This is a genomic window from Thalassotalea loyana, assembly GCF_030161435.1.
GTDB classification, from domain to species: domain Bacteria; phylum Pseudomonadota; class Gammaproteobacteria; order Enterobacterales; family Alteromonadaceae; genus Thalassotalea_G; species Thalassotalea_G loyana.
Map to the genome: position 1 here is coordinate 454,475 of NZ_BSSV01000002.1, position 25,200 is coordinate 479,674.

The 25,200-nt window shown below is 40.6% G+C and carries 27 protein-coding genes; 13 read left to right on the forward strand and 14 right to left on the reverse strand.

Translation table 11 applies throughout. The annotated features are described in order from the left end of the window. Nucleotides 1–145: 145 nt before the first annotated feature. Nucleotides 146–643, forward strand: coding sequence for a DUF2569 domain-containing protein (locus tag QQK05_RS07255; protein ID WP_284297077.1), 498 nt, complete (start codon nt 146–148; stop codon nt 641–643). Between the two features lie 171 nt (nt 644–814). Next, the gene (locus QQK05_RS07260) at nt 815–1,165 is read left to right on the forward strand and encodes a hypothetical protein (protein WP_284297079.1); all 351 of its coding nucleotides are present in this window, start codon (nt 815–817) and stop codon (nt 1,163–1,165) included. A gap of 102 nt (nt 1,166–1,267) precedes the next feature. On the opposite strand, the gene QQK05_RS07265 is transcribed toward QQK05_RS07260, so the two are convergent. After that, nucleotides 1,268–1,786, reverse strand: a complete 519-nt coding sequence (locus QQK05_RS07265) for a type II secretion system protein (protein WP_284297081.1) — start codon at nt 1,784–1,786, stop codon at nt 1,268–1,270. Nucleotides 1,787–1,945: 159 nt separating this feature from the next. Here QQK05_RS07265 and QQK05_RS07270 point away from each other — a divergent pair, with 159 nt between their 5' ends. The 3 genes from QQK05_RS07270 to QQK05_RS07280 all read left to right on the forward strand — a co-directional run bounded on the left by QQK05_RS07270 (nt 1,946) and on the right by QQK05_RS07280 (nt 5,205). Then, nucleotides 1,946–2,491 (forward strand): dienelactone hydrolase family protein, encoded by a 546-nt coding sequence (locus QQK05_RS07270; RefSeq protein ID WP_284297083.1) that lies wholly within the window; start codon nt 1,946–1,948, stop codon nt 2,489–2,491. Nucleotides 2,492–2,587: 96 nt separating this feature from the next. Then, nucleotides 2,588–3,262: a nitroreductase family protein gene (locus QQK05_RS07275; protein ID WP_284297085.1), complete on the forward strand. Its 675-nt coding sequence runs from the start codon at nt 2,588–2,590 to the stop codon at nt 3,260–3,262. A gap of 134 nt (nt 3,263–3,396) precedes the next feature. Further along, entirely contained in the window at nt 3,397–5,205 is a 1,809-nt protein-coding gene (locus tag QQK05_RS07280) for a cytochrome-c peroxidase (protein WP_284297087.1), read from the forward strand. Between the two features lie 16 nt (nt 5,206–5,221). On the opposite strand, the gene QQK05_RS07285 is transcribed toward QQK05_RS07280, so the two are convergent. From QQK05_RS07285 to QQK05_RS07295, 3 genes are all read right to left on the reverse strand, one after another. Next, nucleotides 5,222–5,908, reverse strand: coding sequence for a substrate-binding periplasmic protein (locus QQK05_RS07285; protein WP_284297088.1), 687 nt, complete (start codon nt 5,906–5,908; stop codon nt 5,222–5,224). A gap of 82 nt (nt 5,909–5,990) precedes the next feature. After that, complete coding sequence (locus tag QQK05_RS07290; protein ID WP_284297090.1) at nt 5,991–6,203, reverse strand: hypothetical protein; 213 nt, start codon at nt 6,201–6,203, stop codon at nt 5,991–5,993. 9 nt (nt 6,204–6,212) lie between these two features. Next, complete coding sequence (locus QQK05_RS07295) at nt 6,213–6,572, reverse strand: ribonuclease E inhibitor RraB (protein WP_284297092.1); 360 nt, start codon at nt 6,570–6,572, stop codon at nt 6,213–6,215. Between the two features lie 77 nt (nt 6,573–6,649). Between QQK05_RS07295 and QQK05_RS07300 the strand changes: the two genes are divergently transcribed. Further along, nucleotides 6,650–7,525 (forward strand): RluA family pseudouridine synthase, encoded by an 876-nt coding sequence (locus QQK05_RS07300; RefSeq protein WP_284297094.1) that lies wholly within the window; start codon nt 6,650–6,652, stop codon nt 7,523–7,525. 52 nt (nt 7,526–7,577) lie between these two features. Here QQK05_RS07300 and dapA read toward each other — a convergent pair whose 3' ends face one another. From dapA to QQK05_RS07315, 3 genes are read right to left on the reverse strand one after another with little or no spacing between them, the layout of a single operon-like run. Continuing rightward, nucleotides 7,578–8,489, reverse strand: a complete 912-nt coding sequence (dapA, locus tag QQK05_RS07305; RefSeq protein ID WP_284297096.1) for a 4-hydroxy-tetrahydrodipicolinate synthase — start codon at nt 8,487–8,489, stop codon at nt 7,578–7,580. 19 nt (nt 8,490–8,508) lie between these two features. Further along, nucleotides 8,509–8,889 carry a hypothetical protein gene (locus tag QQK05_RS07310; protein ID WP_284297098.1) on the reverse strand — a complete coding sequence of 127 codons (381 nt, stop codon included), beginning with the start codon at nt 8,887–8,889 and terminating at the stop codon, nt 8,509–8,511. Further along, nucleotides 8,889–9,656 carry a hypothetical protein gene (locus QQK05_RS07315; RefSeq protein ID WP_284297100.1) on the reverse strand — a complete coding sequence of 256 codons (768 nt, stop codon included), beginning with the start codon at nt 9,654–9,656 and terminating at the stop codon, nt 8,889–8,891. The genes QQK05_RS07310 and QQK05_RS07315 overlap by 1 nt, the downstream gene beginning before the upstream one ends. Nucleotides 9,657–9,801: 145 nt before the next feature. Here QQK05_RS07315 and QQK05_RS07320 point away from each other — a divergent pair, with 145 nt between their 5' ends. From QQK05_RS07320 to QQK05_RS07345, 6 genes are all read left to right on the forward strand, one after another. After that, the gene (locus QQK05_RS07320; RefSeq protein WP_284297102.1) at nt 9,802–11,097 is read left to right on the forward strand and encodes a CinA family nicotinamide mononucleotide deamidase-related protein; all 1,296 of its coding nucleotides are present in this window, start codon (nt 9,802–9,804) and stop codon (nt 11,095–11,097) included. A gap of 192 nt (nt 11,098–11,289) precedes the next feature. Beyond that, nucleotides 11,290–11,616: a hypothetical protein gene (locus QQK05_RS07325; RefSeq protein WP_284297104.1), complete on the forward strand. Its 327-nt coding sequence runs from the start codon at nt 11,290–11,292 to the stop codon at nt 11,614–11,616. 27 nt (nt 11,617–11,643) lie between these two features. Continuing rightward, the gene (locus QQK05_RS07330; RefSeq protein WP_284297106.1) at nt 11,644–13,332 is read left to right on the forward strand and encodes a DUF342 domain-containing protein; all 1,689 of its coding nucleotides are present in this window, start codon (nt 11,644–11,646) and stop codon (nt 13,330–13,332) included. An 83-nt stretch (nt 13,333–13,415) separates the two neighbouring features. Continuing rightward, nucleotides 13,416–14,198, forward strand: coding sequence for a YggN family protein (locus tag QQK05_RS07335; RefSeq protein ID WP_284297108.1), 783 nt, complete (start codon nt 13,416–13,418; stop codon nt 14,196–14,198). A gap of 212 nt (nt 14,199–14,410) precedes the next feature. Further along, nucleotides 14,411–15,364, forward strand: coding sequence for a D-2-hydroxyacid dehydrogenase (locus tag QQK05_RS07340; RefSeq protein WP_284297110.1), 954 nt, complete (start codon nt 14,411–14,413; stop codon nt 15,362–15,364). 128 nt (nt 15,365–15,492) lie between these two features. Beyond that, nucleotides 15,493–16,179, forward strand: coding sequence for a helix-turn-helix domain-containing protein (locus QQK05_RS07345; protein WP_284297112.1), 687 nt, complete (start codon nt 15,493–15,495; stop codon nt 16,177–16,179). Nucleotides 16,180–16,222: 43 nt separating this feature from the next. Here the strand turns inward: QQK05_RS07345 and QQK05_RS07350 are convergent, their stop codons facing one another. Next, complete coding sequence (locus QQK05_RS07350; RefSeq protein WP_284297113.1) at nt 16,223–17,560, reverse strand: NAD(P)/FAD-dependent oxidoreductase; 1,338 nt, start codon at nt 17,558–17,560, stop codon at nt 16,223–16,225. Nucleotides 17,561–17,646: 86 nt separating this feature from the next. Between QQK05_RS07350 and QQK05_RS07355 the strand changes: the two genes are divergently transcribed. Continuing rightward, entirely contained in the window at nt 17,647–18,222 is a 576-nt protein-coding gene (locus QQK05_RS07355; RefSeq protein WP_322790558.1) for a GNAT family N-acetyltransferase, read from the forward strand. A 49-nt stretch (nt 18,223–18,271) separates the two neighbouring features. Here QQK05_RS07355 and thrC read toward each other — a convergent pair whose 3' ends face one another. The 6 genes from thrC to QQK05_RS07385 all read right to left on the reverse strand — a co-directional run bounded on the left by thrC (nt 18,272) and on the right by QQK05_RS07385 (nt 25,137). Further along, nucleotides 18,272–19,549, reverse strand: a complete 1,278-nt coding sequence (thrC, locus tag QQK05_RS07360) for a threonine synthase (protein WP_284297115.1) — start codon at nt 19,547–19,549, stop codon at nt 18,272–18,274. Between the two features lie 10 nt (nt 19,550–19,559). Then, nucleotides 19,560–20,504 (reverse strand): homoserine kinase, encoded by a 945-nt coding sequence (gene thrB / locus QQK05_RS07365; RefSeq protein WP_284297117.1) that lies wholly within the window; start codon nt 20,502–20,504, stop codon nt 19,560–19,562. Continuing rightward, nucleotides 20,504–22,966 carry a bifunctional aspartate kinase/homoserine dehydrogenase I gene (gene thrA / locus QQK05_RS07370; protein WP_284297119.1) on the reverse strand — a complete coding sequence of 821 codons (2,463 nt, stop codon included), beginning with the start codon at nt 22,964–22,966 and terminating at the stop codon, nt 20,504–20,506. The genes thrB and thrA overlap by 1 nt, the downstream gene beginning before the upstream one ends. Before the next feature lie 253 nt (nt 22,967–23,219). Next, nucleotides 23,220–24,167: a GGDEF domain-containing protein gene (locus QQK05_RS07375; RefSeq protein WP_284297121.1), complete on the reverse strand. Its 948-nt coding sequence runs from the start codon at nt 24,165–24,167 to the stop codon at nt 23,220–23,222. Next, nucleotides 24,167–24,775, reverse strand: a complete 609-nt coding sequence (locus tag QQK05_RS07380) for a chemotaxis protein (RefSeq protein ID WP_284297123.1) — start codon at nt 24,773–24,775, stop codon at nt 24,167–24,169. The genes QQK05_RS07375 and QQK05_RS07380 overlap by 1 nt, the downstream gene beginning before the upstream one ends. Then, nucleotides 24,772–25,137, reverse strand: coding sequence for a response regulator (locus QQK05_RS07385; protein WP_284297125.1), 366 nt, complete (start codon nt 25,135–25,137; stop codon nt 24,772–24,774). The genes QQK05_RS07380 and QQK05_RS07385 overlap by 4 nt, the downstream gene beginning before the upstream one ends. Nucleotides 25,138–25,200: the final 63 nt, after the last annotated feature.

Genomic DNA, 25,200 nt, shown 5'->3' on the forward strand with positions numbered 1-25,200 from the left:
TGCCTGCCTACATTTAATCCGTGTTGCCAAGAAAAATGTACAAAAAACACATCTAACATAAACAGTTGGCTTAATCAGAATTCCCAGTTAAAGTATAAGCTACTGATTTTCAGCTTGTTTATTTAAAAATCATCAGGAGAATTCATTGGATACATTGGATGTACATGAAACGGAACAACCGTTAAAAATTGGCGGCTGGTTAATAGTCGTTGCAATTGGCGTTGTGTTATCACCGATGCGATCACTCATGCTAATGAGTACAACTTATCCAGATATCTTTATGGACGGAACATGGGAGGCGCTAACAGTCGTCGGCAACCCGGCATACTCTCCAATGTGGGCGCCTTTAATCCTCGGTGAAATGCTCATTAACGTGGTATTTTTTTGTTTAGGACTGTATTTAGCTTACTTGTTTTTTACCAAGAAAGTTACATTACCCCGCTGGTACTTCGGGTTAGCATTATCTTCTAGTCTCTTTATTTTGATTGACGCATACGTTATCAGCATCGTGATACCAGATACAGCTATGTTTGATTCAGAAACACAAAAAGAGTTTTTTAGAAGCCTAGTCAGTTTATTTATTTGGTCACCCTATTTGTTTTATTCGCAACGAGCAAAAGACACTTTTATTCAAGCTAAGTGACCACATTTGTCTCATCAAAACAGGCTCCAGTCATCCGCTTTTATGGCGAAGAACTCACTTGGCAATCTTCGCCACGCAAACAACTATTGCCAAGTAAAAATCTCCATTAACGGAGAAAAGCGTGCTCAATGACGTTCAACACAATAAAAACATAAAAAGGAAATAAAAATAATGAGAAACACGATCACCTTACTTTCGGCATTAACCTTGGCTGCATTAAGCTTTTCAACAGAAGCGACGGTAGTGACAAAATCTTTCACCGTGACTGATAAATCACTGCAATTAACATCAGATCCATATTGGCCAAGAGTTTATATTAAAGGCGTCGAACTCGATGGTGCAGCACTAGGGTGTGAAAATAATATTCCAGTCATTTCACTTGGCGAAGACAATCCACAAGGGCAAATGATGTACGAAACACTGCTCGCAGCAAAGGAATCAGGAAGAACAATCTCAATTGTTGCCAATAAGTGTTGGGGCGGGTTTTCAACACCGCAGGTATACTCTATTACGACCTATTAATTCCTAGCGTCAAATAAGCCCAGCCATTGGCTAATAAAAAAAAGCCCTAAACAGTGACTCACTGTTTAGGGCTTTTTTGAAATCATAAAATATGTATGGTGATTAACAGTCTTCAGTTACCACCGTTACAGTACAGTCAGGCTCGCCAAACGAATCATAAATCACGTAACAACCCTGGTCAGTTAGCGGTGAGCTTTGACTTGGGATGTTATAACCAATAAATGTGTATTGGTTTGTGGTTACCGTTGGCTCAAAGTCATCTGAGTCAATTTCTAAAAAGTCGATCATATCTAGCTGAGTACCAAGCTCGGCACTGCTTTCTGGACACAAATTACGAAAATCAATTTCCGCTGTGCCAAAACCAAAATCAACAATATATGCAGACTGGCCAGATCCTGGGTTTGAAGATACTGCTTCTAATCCCTTAATGCGTGCTTTTGCCTTAACGAGATCAATAGTCGTTTCCATAGAACCTTTTATTGAATTTAAGGTTGCGATTTTAGCGTCGCTCGCCACATCAATAAATCGAGGAGCAGCCGTTGCGGCTAAAATACCTAGAATAACGATAACAACAACAAGTTCAATTAATGTAAAACCCTTTGCACGTGACGAAAATGACATATTATGTTCTGCGTTAAAAAAAAGTTAATTTAGTATAAACGCTATATCACTGATAAAACAATTGTTTTACTATAGATAATCAGTATTTACGCAAAAAATTTTGTGCGTTTAATGCAACACGCTTCTAGATCGGCGAACTTAATAAAAGTAGAAAATACGATGAAAACGATCATCCTTGCTGACATTTTCGGCATTACGCCACAACTGAAATTACTCGCGAGTAACTTGTCACCTGACTATCAACTACTTTCACCATACGACGATGACAGCCTTTCTTTTGAGGATGAGAAAGTTGCCTATCAGTATTTTTCACTCAATACTGACATCACCAAATACTCACTAAAGCTATCTGAGTGCCTTGCAAACCATACGGAGAGTGTAAATATTCTTGGATTTAGTGTTGGCGCGAGTGCACTGTGGTTATGTGCGGACCAACAGCATCCCAACGTGAATAAAGGTATTGGCTTTTATTCAAGCCAAATAAGACAGCATCATGCATTGTCTCCCACATTTCCTATCCACCTCATTTTTCCAGACAAAGAGCCACACTTTGATGTTGATACTGTTATCAGTAAATTGACAAACAAACCATTCACAAAAATATCAAAAAGTTCTGGCCTGCACGGTTTTATGAATTATCGTTCGGTTAATTTTAACGAGTGTCTTTATCACGATTACCTCACTTTACTATTGGCGGAAATTTAACCTGACACTCATGACACAATGAACGAAATTTACACCTTGCCGGTCTACTTAAATTCAAGATAAGCTAAAACAAAAACCAGCAGGAAGAATAATAAAATGCAAGAGCACGATAGCTACCCTTTAACAGACTTTATTGAATACCCACAAGATGAAATGTTGGCACGTTCGCAAGCGTTCCTTGAAGATATGAAACGTCGCCACTCGATTCGCAGCTTTAGTGATAAACCTGTACCAAAAGAAATTATTGAAAATTGCATTAAAACCGCTGGTAGAGCACCTAACGGAGCAAATCATCAGCCGTGGCATTTTGTTGCAATCTCAGATCCAGAGATAAAAAAACAAGTCCGAGAACAAGCGGAACTTCACGAACGTGGTTTCTACGAAGGTCGCGCTGGTGAAGAGTGGCTTGACGCATTGAAACCACTAGGGACAGATGCACAAAAACCCTACTTGGAAACCGCGCCGTGGTTAATTGCTATTTTCAGTCAGAAAAAAGGCGGTATAAACGCGGAAGATAAAAACACCAATTACTATGTACACGAGTCCGTAGGTATTGCCACAGGTTTTTTAATCACTGCGTTACACAATGCAGGGTTAGCGACGTTAACACATACGCCAAAACCCATGTCTTTCTTAAATAAAATTTGTGAACGTGGCGATAACGAACGTGCTTACATGCTGTTAATCGCTGGATACCCAACAGATGATGCAACGATTCCTCATCATTCTACGGTTAAAAAGTCACTCGACGAAATAGCAACATTTAAATAACCGTTAACAATAAGGCGTGATTTATCACGCCTTATTTGTATCTCACACTTTACGTAAAGAAATGTAAAACTCCTTGCTCTACTACATACCGACATTTATGTTTTGAGTAACACTTTTGTTTCAAGTAGTTTTATATGACACATTACGCGTTTAGGTTATCTTGCTCCCTTATCATAAGTGCAGTACTTTCGGGCTGTGGCGGGGGAGGAAGCAATAGCGAAACAAATGACACACCTACGCTACCAAGTAATGTGAGCCCACCGGAAATAACATTTACACCACACACTATAGCGCTTTTGTCGACAGAGTCCGCGGTAGTAGAACTATCATTCACAGACGACCAAACAGCACAATTATCTCCTGTAATCGTTTGTGAAAACGGCGGCGTTTTTGACGCTTCTGCTAACACATATACAGCGCCAGAAACCTCTTCAGTATTAGTCACGAATTGTACCGCAAGCGTTTCTGACAACGCAGGAAATGAAAGTCATGCGACCCTATCTATCACCGTCAACCCTCAAGTTGCAGATACGACAGCGCCCACTATTTCATTCAGCCCAAGTACATTGAACATGGCCTCGGGAACTTCGGCACAGGTTCAACTTTCTTTTTCAGACGACACAGATACCACGCTAACACCACAAGTAGAATGCGTTGATGGGGCATTCAACGATAATGTTTACACGGCGCCAAACACACGTCTTACACGCGAGCTTTCATGCACTGCAACGGTTTACGACGCTGCTCAAAATCAATCGACGTCAATATTAACCATTAATGTAGCTGGCAGCGCTGTTGCAGATTTGTCGATTGATATATTTAATTTGCCAAATTATCAAAATCAACCAGTGCCTGATTACATTTCTCAAGATAACACTGAAGATAACCCAATAACGGATCTGGGTGCGACCTTAGGCCGCGTCTTGTTTTATGATAAAAACCTGTCAACAAACAACACAATTTCTTGCGCGAGCTGTCATCAACAAGCCCATGCATTTTCTGATTTAGCCCCGCTTAGTCAAGGTGTTAATGATGTTACAGCACGCCACTCCATGAGACTTGTCAACGCTCGGTTTGCCGAAGAAACTCGCTTTCGGTGGGACGAAAATGCAGAATCACTTGAGCAACAGACGACAATGCCAATAAGAGATTTCGCAGAAATGGGCTTTAGTGGCAATAATGGCGCACCAAGTTTCGATGACTTGCTCTCTAAATTGTCGGCGATAGATTACTATCAAGATTTATTTGCGTTAACCTTTGGTGATTCCAATATCACTGAAGAAAGAATGCAACGTGCCATGGCACAGTTTATTAGAAGTATTCAGTCCTTTGACACTAAATATGATATCGGACGCGACCTAGTTGCAAACCATGATGAAGATTTTCCAAACTTTACAGCATCTGAAAATGCAGGAAAGAGGCTCTTTACACAACCTTTCGAATTCGAAACTGATGTAATCCAAGATCAAGGACAAGTGCCGGTTGAGGGAACCGGTCAAATGTTTGAGGTATCTCGCCGAATTAGCGGCGGTATCAATTGTGCAACCTGTCATCGTCCACCTGAATTTGATATCGACCCTGCTTCATTAAACAATGGATTTATTCGCGTGGGCGCACCTGCAGGAGAAAACCCAAGAGGACAATTCGATTTATCAGTTACCCGCTCCCCTTCACTTAGAGAGTTAATGAAGCCAAATGGCGAACTCAATGGAGGCATGTTCCATACTGGGTTATCTTCTAATCTTACAGGTATCCCTGCACATTATGATTTTCGGCGATTAGTCCCAGAGAATGACAACTTGGATCCTCGCCTTGCGCCCAATGGTTTGCCACAATTCTTAGATTTAACCAATGAAGAAGCTGGCCAACTATTCGATTTTTTAAGAACACTTTCAGGCAGTAACGTCTACACTGACGCGAAATGGTCAGATCCTTTTGAATAAACCCACAATGCCCTTGTTAATCCTGTTTACTCTCAATTAAGCAAGCTTTCAAAAGAGGAAACGACAATGCGTTTTTTGACAACGCTAAATAAACAGGATGTTCCTCTAACTTTTTGACCAATGACACATCGGTGAACGTATTCGTGTCAATAATATGTTTAATGATTTCGCTTACGCCGACAACATAATCAACACGCCCTTTCTCGAGCATTTTTACCGCTTGCTCTGCATCTGTTACTTCAACTACGCGAGCACCATTTAATACACTTTGGTCAAAGTTAACTGCACGTATCACAGCGACATAATCTTGTCGCGAAAGCTCAAGGTCAGTGCTCAATGTTGATGCCTTGGCATACAACCCAATAGAAATAGTTGAAAAGGCGCGAATGGAGAAATCTAAGTATTGCGCTCGTTCTTCTGAATACATGGTAGGATATATCGCGTCAACTCGTCCTTGTTCAGCGTACTTTAAGGTTCTTGCCCAATTTGCATGCTTGATAGAAAAGCGAGAAAGGTGTGAAGACAAATACGCCCTAACTTCATCCGTCAATTCACCAACAGGCTTGTCGTATTTTATTTCGACAAGGGGGGGTACATCCGTCGTCATGACTCTCATAGGTGCATCACAAGCGTCAGCTTGCGCAGCCGCAGGTTTAGCTGCGATTAGGTAGACGAAAGCCAATAGATAAATTATATATCGCACAACAATTACATTAGTGGTTGATCCGTCTTAAAATTATAAGTGATGTCGATAAATTTGCTAACGATAGCAATATGTTATTTACCTAACTCATATCAAGCTCAATATCGGTGCACTTTTTGGTACAAGCGACCCTGCCCGGTTTTTCTTTTTTAGGAGGTGAGAAGACAACTGGCATGTTACATACAGCGCAAAGCACTTTTTTACCTGCTAACACCTGCTTAATAATATTACGTTGCTTGAAAAAAGAATCTTGAGAAGCTTTTTCAAATGCCTTCAGGCTTGCTTTATCAATCACATTATTTACCTACGATTGCGCTAAAACGCCTTGCGCCTGCGTATACCAGCCATCGAATACACCACCAAGCTCTGCACTGTTCTCAATTAATAGCTGAGTGTACCCTTCAATATTTTGGTTCGATAACGGCATAGCTGGGTAAGCCGTAATTTCCCAAGGGTGTGTTTCGCTGCCTTGATATGGAGAAAATGACAGCTTTTGATTATTCTCCAATAATAGCTTGCCAAAATTAAGCGCCTGTTCTTCTTGTTCAAAAATGACTGAAAACTCGACTTCATGCGTTTGGCCTAAATCTACGCCTGCTTGCAACAACTGCCACAACATATTCCCCGTTTCGTTTTCTGGGTAAACAGTCAAATCTCTATTCATTTACGTCTCGATATATCTTGGTTCAAACTTTTTCCCGTATGATAACAAGATAGGGTAAAATGCCCAATGAAATACTGATGAAAGACATTACAGAGCCAACATTGAGTAAATTTGAATTGCACCTAAACGTAGAGAGTGCAGACACAAACGCCCTTGAATTATTAAAAACTCACTGTGAGTTGCCAGTCAGCCAAATCAAGGCAGCGGTGGCTAAAGGTGCACTTTGGTTAGAAAAAGGCAAATCTGTAAAACGTTTTAGACGCATAAAAAAAGCGCTAGCGCCCAACAATAAGCTTCACTTTTATTTCGACGAAAAAATCCTCAACCAAGAAGTAGAAGACGCCATTTTACTTGCCGACTACGATGACTATAGCATTTGGTATAAACCCTATGGCATGTTGTCACACGGTTCAAAATGGAGTGAGCACACCACTATAACGCGTTTCGTCAGCGAGTTTTTTGAGCATCAACGCCCTGTTTTCTTAGTACATCGTTTAGATAGAGCCGCTCAAGGAATCATTGTTGTTGCTCACACTAAATCAGCAACACGTGAACTTGCTAAGCTTTTCGAGCACCACAATCTCACCAAAGTCTATTGGGCGATATGTCATAACAATACGCTTGAAAATCAGGCGAAAATCATCGAACTTCCAATTGATGAAAAACCTGCTAAATCAACGGTTGAGGCAATCAACTATAAGGTTCAAGACAATATCACGCTGGTCTCAATTAACATTGAAACCGGTAGGAAACATCAAATACGCAAACATTTAGCCAGTATAAACATGCCTATCGTTGGCGATAGGCTTCATGGCCATGCAATATCAGATAGCGAAACCAATCTTCAACTTTGTGCTGTCCACCTCAGCTTTAGCTGCCCAATCACGGAACGTGAGGTGAACATTAACCTCCCAGAAAACCTCAAACCTAACATTCAAGACATTCAGTTATGATCAAAAAAGCCCACTAAAAAGCGGGCTTTATATCATGACAATACGGTTGCTTTTACGCTAAATAAATAAAGTCGTTATCTTCTAATTGATTTAACTGATCACCTACAAGATCTTCCTTTGCAAAAGCAGAAAGTAGCTCAACACCCTGCTTTCGTTGTTCCGTCGTTAACGCAGTATAAGGTAATCTGAATACAGGCGAAACTGCACCAGTCATTGCTAACGCAGTATTGATTGAAATAGGATTTGGCTCGCAAAATAACCAAGAGATCATTGGTTGCATCTTGTCATTCAGCTCTGACGCATCTTTGTCGTCCATGAGTTTTCTCATCAAACCAGGGGCTATATTAGCGGTTACAGACATAACGCCATGAGAGTTCGCTTTATGTCGACCTTCAAATGCTTCATCGTCATTACCTGACCAACACGCAATACCCTGTGCTTCATACGCCGCAATACGATCGTTACCAGCACACTCTTTCATCCCAATAAAATTAGGATGATCTGATATTTGAGCAATCATTTCCGGTGTCACATCTTGGCCAGTACGACCTGGTACGTTATAGATAAATACAGGACCTAATGGTAGGACTTTCTTGAAGTGCTCGATAACACCTTGATCAGATGTTCGCCCGTAATACGGGTTAATTTGTAATGCTGCGTCCATCCCGCTGGCAAAGCCATATTCGGTCGCTTTAATTGCTTCACGAGTGTTATTACTACCGGTATTTCCAATGATAATTAAGCGGTCACCAAATTTATTGGCACTATGGGCAATAAGCATTAAATGCTCTTCCCAATTCATGAGTTGACCTTCGCCTGTGGTACCACCTACGATTATCCCTTCAACTCCACCAGCAATTTGTTGCTCAACAAGCTGGTCATAAGTTTGTAAATCAATTTCGCCTTGGTTGTTATAAGGAGTTTTAATTGCAGTAATTAAACTTGCTGCCTTTAAGCGCTTCATCTTGTTCTCGTTTTTGGAATTAACAAAGTCCAACGTTCTGTGTTAAACGTCGTAAAATAAATTCTTCTTGTGTTTCGACATGCTGATATACAAACACATGGCTATCTAGCATGTTAACTTGGTAGGCATGATAATTGTTTTCGTTGTTAAGATCAGCTGCAAAATGCTCATTTTCAACAAATTCACTTTTCGTTATTGTAAAGTGAATGTTACCGACTAGCCCCCAATCGCCAAACTCAATAATTTCGTCAATTAATTCGCCCGCTTTGTTTTGGCGAACAAATCGAAACTCGAAACTACCGTCAGCTGACATGGTGGCAAATTCACTTAAGCTGTTGCCATCTTCATCGGTGGTGGTTGAAAACCATTCGCCAATGAGTAAATCTCTACTATATGACACTATTCGTCCCACTCTTCTTTAATTTGATACTTCTTCTTGAGGGATTCAATCAGCTCTCTTTCCTGCTTTATAAACGCGTTAAACTCGTAAATTATTTCCGCGTGAGTATTAGTCGACAGGTGATAAGTATATTGCTCGTGAAAGATATTTTTCGCTAGTACGATTTGGCCTTGCTTATTCATTTTTTGTAATTGGTAACGAATAACATTGCTATCAATATTCGTTGCTTGAACATTTTGACTCAACATATGCCTAATAATACCAACAGGAGAGCGCTCTTCATGAAGTGTTACTTGGCCTTGGTTGATCTCTTCTAGCCACAACGTAGGATGAAAATCACGAATCGTCATCAATGATTGGACACGAGGCTTTTCAATTTGTGCATTAGGCTTTAGCACATAGGTGCCGGCCATTAACGTTAGCACAGGATCGCTAAACGTGAGGTTGAGAGACGCACCACCATCGGATCGCCACCGCATATTATCTGGAAACTTAAAGTCGATATTATGATCAATGAACCATTTATCAAATCGCTTAATCGGTAGAGCAACAAAACGATATTTATAATTTTTGTGTTCAAAGAACGCCGTTAAAATATCAAACGCAAAGCTAGGTTGGCGCATTTGTTCACGGTTAAAATTGAACAACGGGTAATAATTGACATCTTCAACGCCGATAACGAATTCCTGCTCCTGTGCTCGGGCACCAAAGTGGAACAGCACCATTATCGCAATCGCAAAACTCAATAAAAAAGCATGTCGAGACATCGAAGACCTAGCGGCTGATAGAAGAACGAGTCAAGTTTAACACTTGTCATTAGTATTCAGCAAAATTAATCCGGTGTGACCTGATAGTAATGGTCATTTCGCGCTTAATAACCTAAAGTACCCAAACTAATAAAAAGGACGAGTTATGACGACATTGAATGTACAACTGTTGATGACTGGCAACGAATTAATGTCGGGGGACATTGTTGACAGTAATTCAGCATTTATTGCAAACGAGTTGAAGAGTTTGGGAGTAACCGTTAGCCGCATGGTAACCGTTGCTGATGAATTAACCACTTTAGTGAATGAGATAACCCAAATAAGCCTACAAAGTGATGTGTTAGTCATCAATGGGGGCTTAGGTCCAACAACTGATGATTTAACAGCACAAGCATTAGCTCAAGCAGCTAATCTGCCGATCTGCCAACACCCAGATGCATACCAGCATTTAACGTCATGGTGTGAAAAGCGAAATGCGAAATTATCTCCAGCTAATTTAAAACAAGCCATGCTGCCACAACACTGTGAAGTCGTTGCCAATTCAATTGGCTCAGCTGTCGGCTTTGCTTTAACACTAAATAATTGCTTAATTATCTGCACGCCTGGTGTACCAAAAGAATTTAAACTCATGGTGCGAAATGAAGTTTTACCAAGAGTTAGCACCCTAATTGGTGATGCAGAGCAGTTTTATACCAAACGCATGCAAGTCTTCGGATATGGTGAATCAGGCTTACAACAATTAATATCTGATAAATTACCCGATTGGCCAGAAGCATTAGAAATAGGCTTTCGTGCCTCGATGCCACTCCTTGAGTTAAAGGTGACTTATACTACAAGCTATCCCGAAACTGAGCGACAAGTATGGTTTAACAAATTATATGCATTGTTAGGCGATCATATTGTCCATCATATTGAAGATCATCCGTCATCACTGTCTCAAGTGATTAATTCACTCCTTGATGAGCGTAATCTGACTCTGACTACAGCCGAGTCATGTACCGGAGGTTTAATTGCTAGCCAAATAACCCAAATTGCAGGTGCATCTGCTAACTTTCATGCGGGCTTTGTTACCTACTCTAATCAGATGAAACATCAATTGCTGAATGTGAGCAATGAAACGTTGGCTGAATATGGCGCGGTGAGCGAACAAACAGTAAGAGAGATGCTACAAGGCGCCTTAACAGTTTCGGGTTCAGACCTTGGCATTTCCGTCTCAGGAATTGCAGGCCCGTCAGGTGGTACAGATGACAAACCCGTAGGTACGGTTTGGATTGCTTGGGGGAATCGAGAAAACATAAACACAGTCCAGTGTTTAGTACCCGGCAGTAGGTGGTACTTCCAGCAAGCAGTGTCGGCAATTAGCCTTGATTTAATCAGAAGATTTATCTTAAATATTAATGAGACGCCACGTTATTTGATTGATAGAGCTGTAAAGAAATAGTTGCAGTTCTATTGAAATACAAATTAACGCATAGTATTTTTTTTAGTATATCGGCGAAATGTCGTTGCTTAACCTATAATTTATTTATATATTCATAAAGTTAAGTAAGCCAGCCGTGTTATGTATTTGTTAAGGCATAACCGAAAATATTGATAAAAAACCATGGCTTAAACGTTATCTTGGAGCTCTATTTTGTTAGATAAAAACTTTATCACAAGTGGTCGAAATACCATTATTCACAAGATCAGAAAGATCGATTTAATTATAACCAATGGTGCTCATAAGCCTGTTATCGTTACTCACACAGGTTTAGCTCCATACAGCGGCGTTATCCCAAGAAAAAAATCTGAAGCTAAAAAAGCCTACCAAGAAGTGATTGATTTAACATCAATTGATATTTTTGGCGAAGAGAAAAAACTCGTTTTTGTACAGGCTCTTGATAACAAAGAGTACAAAATCGATTACACCAAGGAAGACACACCAGCTTTTATTAAGATTCATCAAGAGAACTATATTTAAAAAGCTAGGTCGGCAGAGGTAAGATAAATGACCACAGCGAGTTTAGTCAGTAACGATAACAATAATATAGATCTAGTACTAACTCCGGAAAAATCCAGTACACCGATTTCAGAGCTCGATATTTATGACTTAATTGATAGTTCTGAATACGGTGACCTTTTCTTAGTAACCAACAATGTAAAAAACGCCATAGCGGAAATGAACGACGTGCTAAAGTCGTTGCCTGCCAACCAGACAGGTAGGGAAATTCGCTACGAAGTATTACAACGCATTGACGCTACTGCTAAAGCCAAAATTGAAAATGATGAAATGCAAGCAAGCATTGAAATCACGGCTGCGCAAGGTGGCGCCCACTTATCTGCTAAAGCCATATTAGACTTTGCAAAAGAGCAAGGTATCGTTAAAGGATTCATCAAAGAGCAACTCATCTCACTTGCACAATCTGCAGCACGAGCAGAGCCGAGTGCTCAAGTCACCAAAATAATCGCGAAAGGCAAGCCAGCACAAAACGGTAAAGATACTAAGATCAAAATGCTGGTAGAAAGTGCGCAATCTCGTATTCTCAAGCCTCAAGCACGAGAAGACGGCACAGTTGATATGCGAAACCTTGGCGATATCATCTGCGTAAAAGCTGGCGATCCACTTGCTCAACGTATTCCTTTTACCATGGGTATTGAAGGCTATACGGTGACAGGTAAACCTCTACAGCCAACCCCCGGCGAAGATTGTCAATTAGAAGTTGGTGAAGGAACTGTCTTAAGTCCTAAAAACAATAACGTCTTGATTTCAACACTCGTTGGACTACCTAAGATCATCAACAATGGTATGACTGTTGAAGAAGTCTATAAGGTTAATAATGTCGATATTGGTTCAGGTCATATAAAGTTCGAAGGCAATGTCATTATTGAAGGTGATGTAAAAGAGAGCATGAAGGTCATTGCCTCAGGCGATATCACCGTAGGCGGGTTTGTCGAATCAGCGACACTACAAGCTGGTGGTGACGTCATTATTCAAAAAGGCATCATTGGTAAGAAACAAGAAGTAGAGACCAACAATGTTGATGATATAAAGATGTCAGCATTTATCAGTGCTAAAGGCTCAATTCATGCTACCTACTGCCAATATGCGGAGCTCATCGCTAAGACAGACATCACAATTGAAAACCAATTAATGCATAGCATTGTAACGCTTGGGGGCAAGCTTTGGGTTGGCCAGGAAGATAAACTCAACGGTAAGCTAATTGCCGGCCACATTAGCGCTGGTACATCTGTTCATGCTGGAAGTATTGGTGCATCAGCAGGAAGTAACACCTTTATTACCTTTGCAAAGCAAGTTGAGCGATTTAAACAACGTATAGAAAATGTTGATTTGAAGATTCAAGACGAGAACGCCAAAACACAAGAACTCAAAGGTGCCGCTGACCGCCTTCGTCAACTACCTAAAGAACGTGCAGATAAAGAAATGTTGGCAAAAGTCATTAAAACGTATCAGTACCATGCAAGTACCCTAGGTGATCTTCATTTCGAAAAAGAACGTGAAGAACAAGCCCTGCAACTCTTTATGGAAAGCGTTTATGTTGAAGGGAGAGAAAGGATATATCATGGTGTTGAAGTTCGTGTCGGCGACTTTTTCGAACGCTCTCGCCGAGAATACGGCCCAAGTAAGATTTTTTACCGTGAACGAAAGGTTATTTTTGATCCAATCGTAAATAACTAACGCTTTAGCTCATTTTTACCAAATTTATTTGTCGTCAATTAATGAGTTTTGCTATTCTGCAAAAAAATTGTTTGGTGATATTGATGAAATTTTTACGCGCTTGCACGCTCGTTTTGCCGTTTATTGCAACCCCTGCACTAGCAGAGCACTGCTCTGTTAATTTCAATTACGGTGTCATTATAGACCCTACTCATATTCGTAATCTGGACAAAGGTATTACTAACGTTCAGATTACCAATAATGAACAGCTGTTTATTCACGGCCGAGAAATTCAATTAACGACAAGCCAGAAAGAAGCACTTGCTCAATACAGCAATGGCATTCGCGAGCATGTGCCTGAGATTGTTTCTATTGCTATTGAGGGAGTCGATATCGGCCTCAAAGCGGTCAACAAATTAGTAGGCGGTTTAACCGGCGAAAATAGTGAATCACATCAAAAATTACAAGAAAACTTCGATGAATTACATTGGCGTATGCGTCGTCGATTTAATCATTCAGATGATAGTTACTACGTAGCGCCACAGGATTTTAATGATTTCGATGAAATATTTGCTGGAGAATTTGAGCAGGAAATAAAAGAAATCGTGGCGTCATCCGTTGGCACCATTTTACTTGCTGTTGGTAAAGCGATGACTGCACAAGAAGAAGGTGAAATGGAAGATAGAATGGCAAATTTTGACCAACACCTATCTGAATTAGGCCAAGAAATCGAATTAGATATCAGTGAGAAGACAAAAGTCATCGAAACTAAGGCGAGCGAATTCTGTAAAAAGTTAATTGAGCTAGATGAGCGAGAAACTCGTCTCCAGCAACAGATACCTGAGTTACTACCATACAATTTAATATCTACCGACAACCATCATTAAAAGTTAGCCGTTATCCAAACTTTACGACAATTTCTGGCGACATGAGTACAGTCTCGTTTAAGTCAATAAGCGTTCAATACGTCTATGTGAAAATAATATTCGTGTTTATAAGGAGTCGCTGTGCTTGATTGTACAGCGTTTCACATCAGCCTTTACAAGACTGATGAAGCAAGCGACACTTAGCGTATTTAAAGCTCAAACCAACAACTAACATGCACGCTGTATTTTTAGATAGTCAAACCTTTCACTCTAGTATCAAATTCACGGTAATTGAAAACGTTGTAGACTCGTTAACTTGCTTCCCATTAACTCATCCAAATCAAATAGTAGAGAGAGCGAAAAACGCCGATATTATTATCACGAATAAAGTGGTCTTAACGGCGAGTATTCTCGATCAGCTACCTAAATTAACACTCATTTGTATTAGTGCAACAGGTACTAACAACGTTGACTTAGTCGCGGCAAGAGCAAGAGGTATCACAGTAACAAATGTGAGTGGATATGCAGACCAAGCAGTTAGTCAGTACGTACTATCTCAAATATTAAATTACTTCAGTAACATCACGTCTCACAACCAAGTAACAACAAATAATACATGGCAAGAGAGCCCTACTTTCTGTGTTCATGGAAAAGGCATGACTGAACTTCAGGGTAAAACCTTAGGTATTTTAGGCTATGGCAGTCTTGGAAAAGCTGTCGGACAACTGGCAACTGCCTTTGGTATGAAACTGTTAGTTTCCGAACGACCAGAGTCGATAACCACTAGGGAAGGTAGAGTTAGCTTCGAGCGCATGTTGTCGGAATCTGATATCGTGACATTACATTGCCCTCAAACACCAGAAACAACAAACCTAATAAATCAGTCTGCTCTAGAAAAAATGCAAGCGCATGCGTTATTAATTAATACGGCGCGCGGTGGCATTGTCGATAGTCAGGCCTTAGCAAATGCCCTTAAAAAAAGAGCTATCGCCCATGCGATTCTCGATGTCTTAGAACAAGAACCGCCGCCAAGAGACCACCCTTTACTGGATTCACACATTACAAATGTCACCATAACGGCTCACATTGCTTGGGCAAGCTTTGAGGCGCAAGAAAGATTACTTACGCTGCTAGCAAAAAACATTGTTGATTTTAGCAACGATATACCAACGAATATCGTCAACTAAAACAGTAACCCATTGAATTTAAAGGATTGTCATCTTGTGTCGGCAAACTGTCGTAGGAAAAACCTAGCCAACGAGTATCAAAAAAACAATATTGGTCTCGTTGTTTTCGATACCATTGAGGAAGAAATTTGTACCTTTCTACAACTAAATTAAAATCACTGAGAAATGATAAAGGATGGTCTCAGGAAGTTTTGGCAAAAGCGAGTGGTTTATCTGTGCGTACCATTCAACGAATAGAAGCACATGGTAAAGCCTCCGCAGAATCAACATTAGCTATCGCTTCAGTTTTTAACCTCTCTCCTGATGCATTGAAAGCAACTTCTGATGAAATTGAAGTTAATTGGACGAGGACAATGATAATGAAAAATATATTTGCACTGCTCATGATATCTGGGGCTGTCGGTATGTTAATCATGCTAGGCGCTACGGCAAATTTTTATCTAGACGGAGCGTCGGGCATCTTTTTACTACTATTTGTATTTGCAGCAACCATTATATCTTTTGGTACGGATGGCTTGTTGAAATCAATCGTAGGGCTTAAATATCTATTTACCGAAGAAATGGTAGGTGGCACAAAAGCAAAACATCTGAGCGAGATCTACAAAAGCCAAGTTAGATTTCTATACGGCGGTGCCTTAATCGGCTTCATCATCGGCTCAATTGCAATTTTCGGTAACATTGATACCTATGAAAATTTTATATTCCTGCGGGCAACAGCAGTCAATTTAATTGTTTTATTCTACGCGGCAGTGCTCAGTGAAGGCATATATAGACCTTTGAGTATTAAACTGAGCACATGTGATATTAAGGAATAACGATAAGACAATCACCAATGACAAGTTCAATGGTGATTGTTTGCTATAAATAGGTATCCTTGAATTGCCCGTAATGGAAATAGCCCCACTGGCCGAGTCTTCTAAATGGTGCAAATGGAAACTTAGGTAAATGCTTTTGATAAAGCGGCAAATTAGGTACCGCTTGTTCCGCGACTTTTTGCGCTAATCGCTTTCCAGCTTGAACTGAAAATGAGACCCCTGCCCCACAATACCCCATAGAGTAAAACACGTTCTGGGTAGGGTTCTGATAGATATGAGGTAAGTCGTCTAACGCAACAGAAATCCAACCGGCCCACGCATATTGATAGTTAATATCCTTTAATGCTGGAAAGCTTGTTTTCAACACCGACAATAAACGATTTGCATAAAAGGGATCTTCAGCATCTTTCCCGCTAATAGCGCCTCGACCACCAAACAGTAAACGGTTATCTGGCAGTTTTCGATAGTAATACTTCAACGCTCTAGTATCCATAACAACATTTGAGCTTATCAAGTTACAAGCCTTTATTTGCTCATCTGATAAAGGCTCAGTCACAATGATTTGAGACAATACAGGTAACGTCCGCCCAGCAACAAATTGATGAAAACCTTTGGGCGTGTAACCATTGGTTGCTATCACCACTTTTCTTGCTCGTACAGTTGCCTGAGGTGTTCTTAGTACTTGAGCACCACCCTCCTCATGCCAACCCTCAACTGGTGTGCCTGTGTGTATGGTAACGCCAGCTTCGCGAGCGAGTCGCTGATACCCCCATGCAAGTTTTAATGGATTCAGGCCAAAACCGTCTTGGTAACGAATGGCACCATAAGCATTTTGATCTGCCATATAGTGTTGATGTAATTCATCCTTGGATAGGATTTGAACATCATAGCCAAACATCTGTTGTTGTAGTTTGGCTAATGCGACAAGCTCATCCATTTTATTGGCTTTGTGAGCAACTTTAATATATCCATTTGATTGTTGATCACAGTCGATGCCGCGAGCAATTAGCTGATTAACGGTGTCAACGCCTTCCGTCATTTCGTTATATATTCCACGCATGACCTCTTCGCCCCACTGGGCCTGCATCTGCGAGAAGGACTTTCGTCCAGACGTTTTCAAGATAAAACCCGCGTTTCGCCCACTGCAGCCCCACGCCGTGCGATTTGCTTCAACGACTGTAGCGTTAATACCGTGCTCAGTTGCTAAATGAAGTGCTGTAGACAGTCCAGTGTAGCCTGCGCCAATAATACAAACATCAACATCAATGTCTTGGTTTAACATGCCATCATCTTCAGGTGCTTGACCTGAAATATCTGCCCAATAGCTATTTGGGTAAGGTTCATTGGTGCCTGGCGTTACATGGTGCAGAGGATCATACATAAAGGGAACTACTAATTACTGAAATAAGCGGTAAATAATGGCAAACTATGCCACGTTTTTAATTAATACGCATCAAGGTTATTAACGTGACAAATGAAAAAGTGATCACCTACCGGGAAATGTCAGAATCTGACTTCGAGCAAATCATTGCGCTTGGCAATCATGTTCATGGCGATGGGTATTTAAATCAAACCAACATTAGGGAGTGGTTCGCAAAAGGGTTGAAAAACGGGGTTAACTCCAGCTTCGTTGCGTACGATGAAAATAAATTAGTTGGTTTTCGAATTACCTACAGCGCCGGAAATTGGACGCTTGATAAGTGGTCTACGCCGAGTAAGTGGCGTGTGGCAGAAGATGAGGTTAGCTATTTTAAATGTAATACTGTTGATGCCGATTACCGTGGCTTTGGTATTGGTTCTCGCTTATTAAAAGACTCTATGGGCGCATTAGTCGCACAAGGTGCAAAAGCTGGCGTAAGTCATTTATGGATACAAAGTCCCGGTAATAGCGCGGTAAAGTATTTTACAAAATGTGGCGGAGAATTAGTGCAAGAGCACCCAGACAAATGGCATGAGGACAGCAAAAATGGTTACGATTGTATTTTATGCGGTTTTGACTGCCATTGCAGCGCTGCGGAAATGATTATTTATTTTGACCAATAAAAACAGAGTCGATAATCGACTCTGTTTTTAAGATTAATGCGACCAAGAATTAAGCAAGTAAAAACTTTCTTAATTCTGCGAAGTCAGGAGCCATATCAATCGATAAGATTTGCTCACTTGCACAGTCAGCTAACTCCTTCGGTAGGGCCAACGGACAGCCTAAAATACTCTCAACAACTTCTTTAAACTTCGCTGGATGTGCTGTACCTAAAAATAAACCAACTTCGTCTTCTGAAAGTTCATTCACCATGGCTTTATACGCAACACCACCATGTGGCTCGCTCAAATAACCAAGATTATTTAACGCGATAACCGCCGCTTGTGTTTGCTCTTCATCAATCATTTTTGACGTCAAACTTGATTTATCAATTATCCCTTCTTGGAGCATGAATTCAATGCGTGGCCAGTTATTTGGGTTTGAAACATCCATAGCATTTGAAATGGTCGCAACGGTGTCATTAGGTGCCCATTCACCTGTTTGTAAATAACGAGGCACTGTGTCATTGGCATTTGTTGCGGCAACAAAACGTTCAATTGGCAAGCCTAACGCTTTGGCCAACATGGCAGCAGTTAAATTACCAAAGTTACCACTTGGCACCGACAACACCACTTTCTTATCATTTTGCTGCGCTTTTAACTGAGCAAGCGCTTCAAAGTAGTAACAAATTTGAGCCAATAATCGACTGATATTAATCGAGTTAGCAGAGTTCAAGCCAATCGCTTTAGCCAGCTCTTTGTCGTCAAACGATTGTTTTACTAACGCTTGGCAATCATCAAATGAACCTTCAATTGCGATCGTGCGAATGTTGCCACCTAATGTTGTAAACATCTTTTCCTGTAACAGGCTAATCTTGCCTTTAGGATAAAGGATCACGACCTCAATATTATCTAAGCCATGAAATGCATGAGCTACAGCTGCCCCCGTATCTCCCGATGTTGCAGTTAAAATAGTAATCTTTTCACCATCAGTAAAACGAGATAAACACTGCGCCATAAATCGCGCGCCAAAGTCTTTAAACGCGAGTGTAGGACCATGGTAAAGTTCTAAAGAGGCAACATTTTCAGTAACACTATTAACCTTAGCCGGAAAATTAAAAGCACTATCAATGACTTGCAACAACTCTTCTTTTGTTAAGTCACCTTCAACAAAAGGTGCAAGGACCTCAACACTGCGTTCAACTAAACCAAGCTCAAGTAACTCTTCGACATTATCAAATGCAGGTATGTGTTCAGGGAAGAATAAACCTTGATTTCGGCCCAACCCCTGCTTTACCGCCTGTGAAAAACTCACCTGCTCTGTGTTATCTTTTAAATTATAATATTTCAAAATTTTTCCCTTAATTCAGTACGCGAGCGCCATTAGTGTCTGCTTTACAGACATGGACAAAACCTAATGGAGTTTTCAAATAATTTTCTTTTAACCAACAAGCTAGCTCATTTGCTGTTTGCTCATTCTTACAAATACAAAACAGTGTCGGACCAGAGCCAGAAATACCAACCGCCAGGCCACCCTGTGCCATGAGGTAATCACGTGCTTGCTCAAATCCTGGTAATAAGTGTTTGCGATACGGTTCTGCGATGACATCGTCAAAAATAGCAAATGCTTGTTCTTCATCTTTGCGATAACACGCATCAACAAAGGATGCGAGAATTTGACCATATTCAATTGCCTGTGCTCGAGAGTAACTATCAGGCAACACTTCACGTGCAGCCTTCGTTGATACTTCAATACCTGGATACGCCATAATATAAAAGTGATCATCAAAACTAGGTAATGTTGTCGTTACTTTATTAGCTGTCGGTAACATTAACTGTAAACCGCCAAGGAAACATGGTGCGACATTGTCGTAATGCAAACTCCCACTGATTTGAGCTTCCATCTCTCCCATCATTTTCAATAATGTCTCATCATCAAATGGTTTATTGTAAAATACATTTAGCGCGACTAAAGCAGCAACGACAGAACAAGCGCTTGACCCAAGCCCACTGCCAACGGGCATTTTCTTATCTAACGTCAGGTGAACAGGCATTGGCTGGAATGCTCGTTTTTCCATGTAAGAATTAAATAAATTTAAGCAATGCCAAACAATATTTTGTTCGGGTTCTGCAGGTAACTTGCTGGCAAACTCACCGACAACGCTGAGCTTGTTTTCTGATGCACCTTCAATCGTAACAACATCCCCAAGCAGTGTGCCATCTACTGGTTGTACTGCTAAACCAAGTACATCAAAACCAATACTGACATTACCAATAGATGCCGGAGCGAATACTTCAATTTTCATTAGTTAACTTGCTCCCAAGCTAGCGTTCTTAATAAATCACCAAACACACCTGCCGCCGTCACAGCAGCACCTGCGCCATAACCGCGTAAAACAAATGGGATTGGCTGATAATAACGACTGTGAATTGCTAAGGCATTTTCACCGTCTTTAATAGCATTAAGAGGATGCGCGCCATCAACAGCTTCAATCGTCACTTTACACTGACCATCGACAATATTTCCAATATAGCGCAATACCTTGCCTTGAGCTTTCGCTTCAGACACTTTATTTGCATAGTATTCGTCGATACTCTCTAGGTTGGTCATGAACTCACTAATACTGCCTTGATCATCAAAGTGCTCAGGTAATACCGGTTCAATATCTATATCGCTAAGCTCCAGTTCCATGCCTGCTTCACGCGCCAAAATCAGTAATTTTCGTGCGACATCCATTCCACTTAAATCATCACGAGGATCGGGTTCGGTAAAGCCATTTTCTTTTGCTATCGCTGTTGCTTGCGAGATTGACATCCCTTCATCTAGCTTACCAAAGATATATGACAACGAACCGGATAAAATCCCCTGAAATTGATGTAATTCATCACCTGCACGAAATAGGTTTTGAAGCGTATCAATAACCGGTAAGCCAGCACCAACGGTTGTCTCATAAAGAAAGCGACGTTTAGTTTGCTGGGCTGCGTTTCTTAATGCCTGGTAATATTCCCATGAATCAGTATTAGCCTTTTTATTTGGTGTTACAACATGAAAGCCTTGCTCGAGGTATTCTACATAACTCATCGCTAAGTCTTCATTCGATGTACAATCCACTAATACAGGGTTGATTAAGTGATTTTTTCTCACGAAGTCTTTAACTTCATCAACTTGAAGCGCGATTCTACTTTCTGATTGGTTTAAGAAATCCTGCCAATTAGACAAATCAATACCACCACTTTGGACACTCATGCCCTTAGAGTTCGCAATACCATAAACCGCCAGATCAATATTTTGAGCAGCCAAAGCTTTTTGCTGACGTGCTACTTGTTCTATCAACTCACTACCAACAACACCACAACCAACTAAGAATACATCTATTGATTGGTGGTGAGAGAAGAAGTTTTGGTGACAAACTTTTATGGCGTCTGTTGCTTTACGTTCTTCAACAACAACAGAGATACTGCGCTCGGAAGAGTCTTGCGCAATCGCGATGACATTCACACGAGCTTGAGCAAGAGAGCTAAATAGTTTTGCCGCTACGCCTTGCTGCTGTTGCATACCGTCACCAATAAGCGAAATGATAGACAGTTTGTTTTGAAGTTTTATCGGCTCTAACAAGCCATTAAATAATTCTAGTTCAAAGGCTTGATGCAAGCTTTTCTTCGCACGTTTAGCGTCAGCGGTATGAACACAGAAACTAATACAGTACTCGCTTGATGATTGAGAAATCATCACAGTCGAAATATTGGCGTGACTCATCGCCTCAAAGACGCGACTAGCCATGCCAACCATGCCTTTCATGCCTGGGCCCGACACATTTATCATGGTTAAATCATCGAGATTTGAAATCGCTTTTACTGATTTTCCTTCCGACTTTTCATTGCCAATCAGTGTGCCTTTGTCCTCAGGGCAAGACGTATTTTTGATATAACACTTAATGTGGTGCTGAGCTAACGGGCCAATTGTTTTTGGATGCAATACCTTAGCACCAAAATAAGATAATTCCATCGCCTCTTGATAAGACAAGTAATCAAGAACAGTCGCAGAAGGAATCGCTCTAGGATCCGCGTTATATACGCCACTAACATCAGTCCAAATTTCACATACTTCAGCTTGAGCACAAACTGCTAAAACCGCCGCTGAATAATCTGAGCCGTTGCGACCAAGTGTTGTTAATTGACCGTCTATATTAGTGCCAATAAAGCCAGGCATTAAACCGATGCCTGATAGTTTGCTGTATTTCGATGCGTATTCAGCTTTACTTTTAGCAAGGTCTGCAATCGCGTTAAGAGACGTATTGTTGGTATACAAAAACTGAGCTGGCTCAATTACCTCAACAGCGCGCTTTTGCGCCGAAAGTAATTCTTCCAAGATTGAAACACTGACTCTTTCACCAAGGCTTATAATTCGAGCATTGATATGGTCAGGACAATAAGCCAATAAATGCGCACCTTCCAAATAGCGATCAAGCTGATTGACTAAGTCAGTGACATATTCACTCACTTTACTACCAACGAATCCGTCAACACTCAGACTTAATGCTTCTACGATAGTGTTCGATGCTTGTTGGAATTTGGTTAAACCATCATCAATTGCTTCTCTCGAGCCAATGTTGTCCGCTAGGTAAACCAAGTGATTGGTGATCCCTTGTGGCGCAGATACAACCACAGCAATATCATCTTGCTGTGCCTTGTTTGTGATAATTTTGGCTACATCTAAAAAACGTTTGGCATTTGCCAAAGACGATCCACCAAATTTCAGCACTCGCATTTTCTTCCCCTTCTAAAACAAAAAAGCCCGTAACGTTAGGGGTCACAGGCTTCTATAAAAAATTATTTTTTTTACGCGTCAGCCAATGACCATCGTCCCAATAGAGAGGATGGTAATCGTGATTGTGGTAATTAGGCTATTTAATATACGCATAACTTTAAACTGCCTGAGAAAAACTCTAGAGTCAATACTTTAATTCAAAAAAAAAGAAATAAGTTATTTACGTTTTAGATATGAAATTCGTGTTGAAAATTTACACGCAAGCAATCATGTTTTGATATTGAGCAACTTGATTTCTCCCAGCGGCTTTTGCTTGATATAACGCTTGATCAGCTTTTGAAATTAAATCTTCGTAACGGTAGTCTTCTTCGCAAAGAATAGCGACGCCTATACTCGTTGTTACGTTAATTGGTGCCTGGTTATGAAGTAATGCGATATCTTCGATACGCTGTCTAATTTTTTCAGCCACATCCATCGCACCAACGATGCCAGTCTCGGGTAGAATAACTGCAAACTCTTCACCACCGTAACGACCAAAAGTGTCAGAAATTCTAATTAGCTCATCAATTGCTTTAGCGGTTTCAATAAGCACCATATCACCACATTGATGGCCATATGTGTCATTTAATCGCTTAAAGTGGTCAAGATCGAACATAATGAGTGCAAGATCCGCATCATAACGACGAGCACGAGAGAACTCCTGACCTAAGCACTCTTCCCAATGCTTTCTGTTAAAAACCTGAGTTAAACCATCAATACGATTTGCCATAGCCAAATCATCTAACGTTTTTCTCAACATGGTTTGGTAATGACAGACGTCAGTTACATCTTCAATTAAGATACAAATATGTGTCAACTGACCATTATCTTCTACTGGTGTGAAGGTAATATTTTGTGCCATGTAATGGCTGTCTGTAGTAATAGGCCTAGTATGCGGTAACTCAAATAGATGGTGCCTTTGCTCCCATGAGCAAAACGAAGGCGAATTAAGCTGCTTTACACCATTTAATTTTCGTTCAAACCAACGTTTTGGTAGCTCTGGAAAAATATCGTAGACAGATTTATCGCAAACCTCTTCGAACTTTTTATTGGCGTGAATCGCCATAAAATTGTTCCAAAAGACAATGCGATATTCTAAATCCAAGACTAATATGCCTGAATTAAGCTGGTCCGTTACTTTTTCACAGAAACTAAACGTCATTAGAACTCCGATAAAATCCGATCTAATACTGACTTGATATTGGTAATCGCTGATTCAGGGATAAGCAAAATCATGTCACAGTTGAATGAGAAATCAGTTACGCGGTAAGTAATTTTAACTTTTAATGCCATATCCCAATTAAACGATAAGTTTTCAACGTGTTCCACTAATGGGTTAGTTGATGCCGAGAGTAAACGCGGCGCACTGTATGACATTTGATTATCGATTTGAGAAGCAAAAACATTTAAGAATGTCGTCGTCAAGATTGAGCTGATATCAATGAGCTGCTCTTCTTCACTTAATTCACCTGGCTCATAGCCCAACAAATCAGCAATTTGGGCTGAATCTTGAGATTGGTATACAAGTAACGCTTCACCGCGAATACCTTCATAACCAAAAAAGCCTTGGCTAACGATTGCCGACGCAATCGTTTTATCATTTAGCGTGATCGACAATGAGCTAGCATCGACTTGCTCAATGCTAGGTACTCTTAGATCGACAAAGGTATCTAAGTAACGAGCAAGCTGATCACTGGCTTGCCCCATAGCAACATTGATTAACTCCTGTAAACAATCCTGCTGGTCGTCATTTAAATTAAATGCGCTCATAAATATCCATGTTGTTGTAAATTTGAGGCTAATACCTCAGCGTTTACTGGCTTCCTGAGAAACGCCTTTGCTCCTAGTTCCAGCACTTTGTTTTGCATTTCAGGTTGAATATCGGCTGAAATCACAAACACAGCGGTGTCAAGATTTAACTTTTGAATTCCTTGAAGTACACCTACGCCATCAATATCGGGCATAGTAAGATCGAGAAAAAGTACATCAACATCATTATTGCGTAATAACGTTAACGCTTCTCTGCCATTGGTTGCCGTTTGGATATCAACTTGCCACTGTTCAGGGAGTGAACGAAGTACTTGTTTACGGGCAAGGTTAGAGTCATCACAGATCAGAACTGACGAGCTCATGTAGGGAATCCTTTGTATTATTCTTGTTATTTGCAGATAATTTAACTTATCTGACCATTTTTT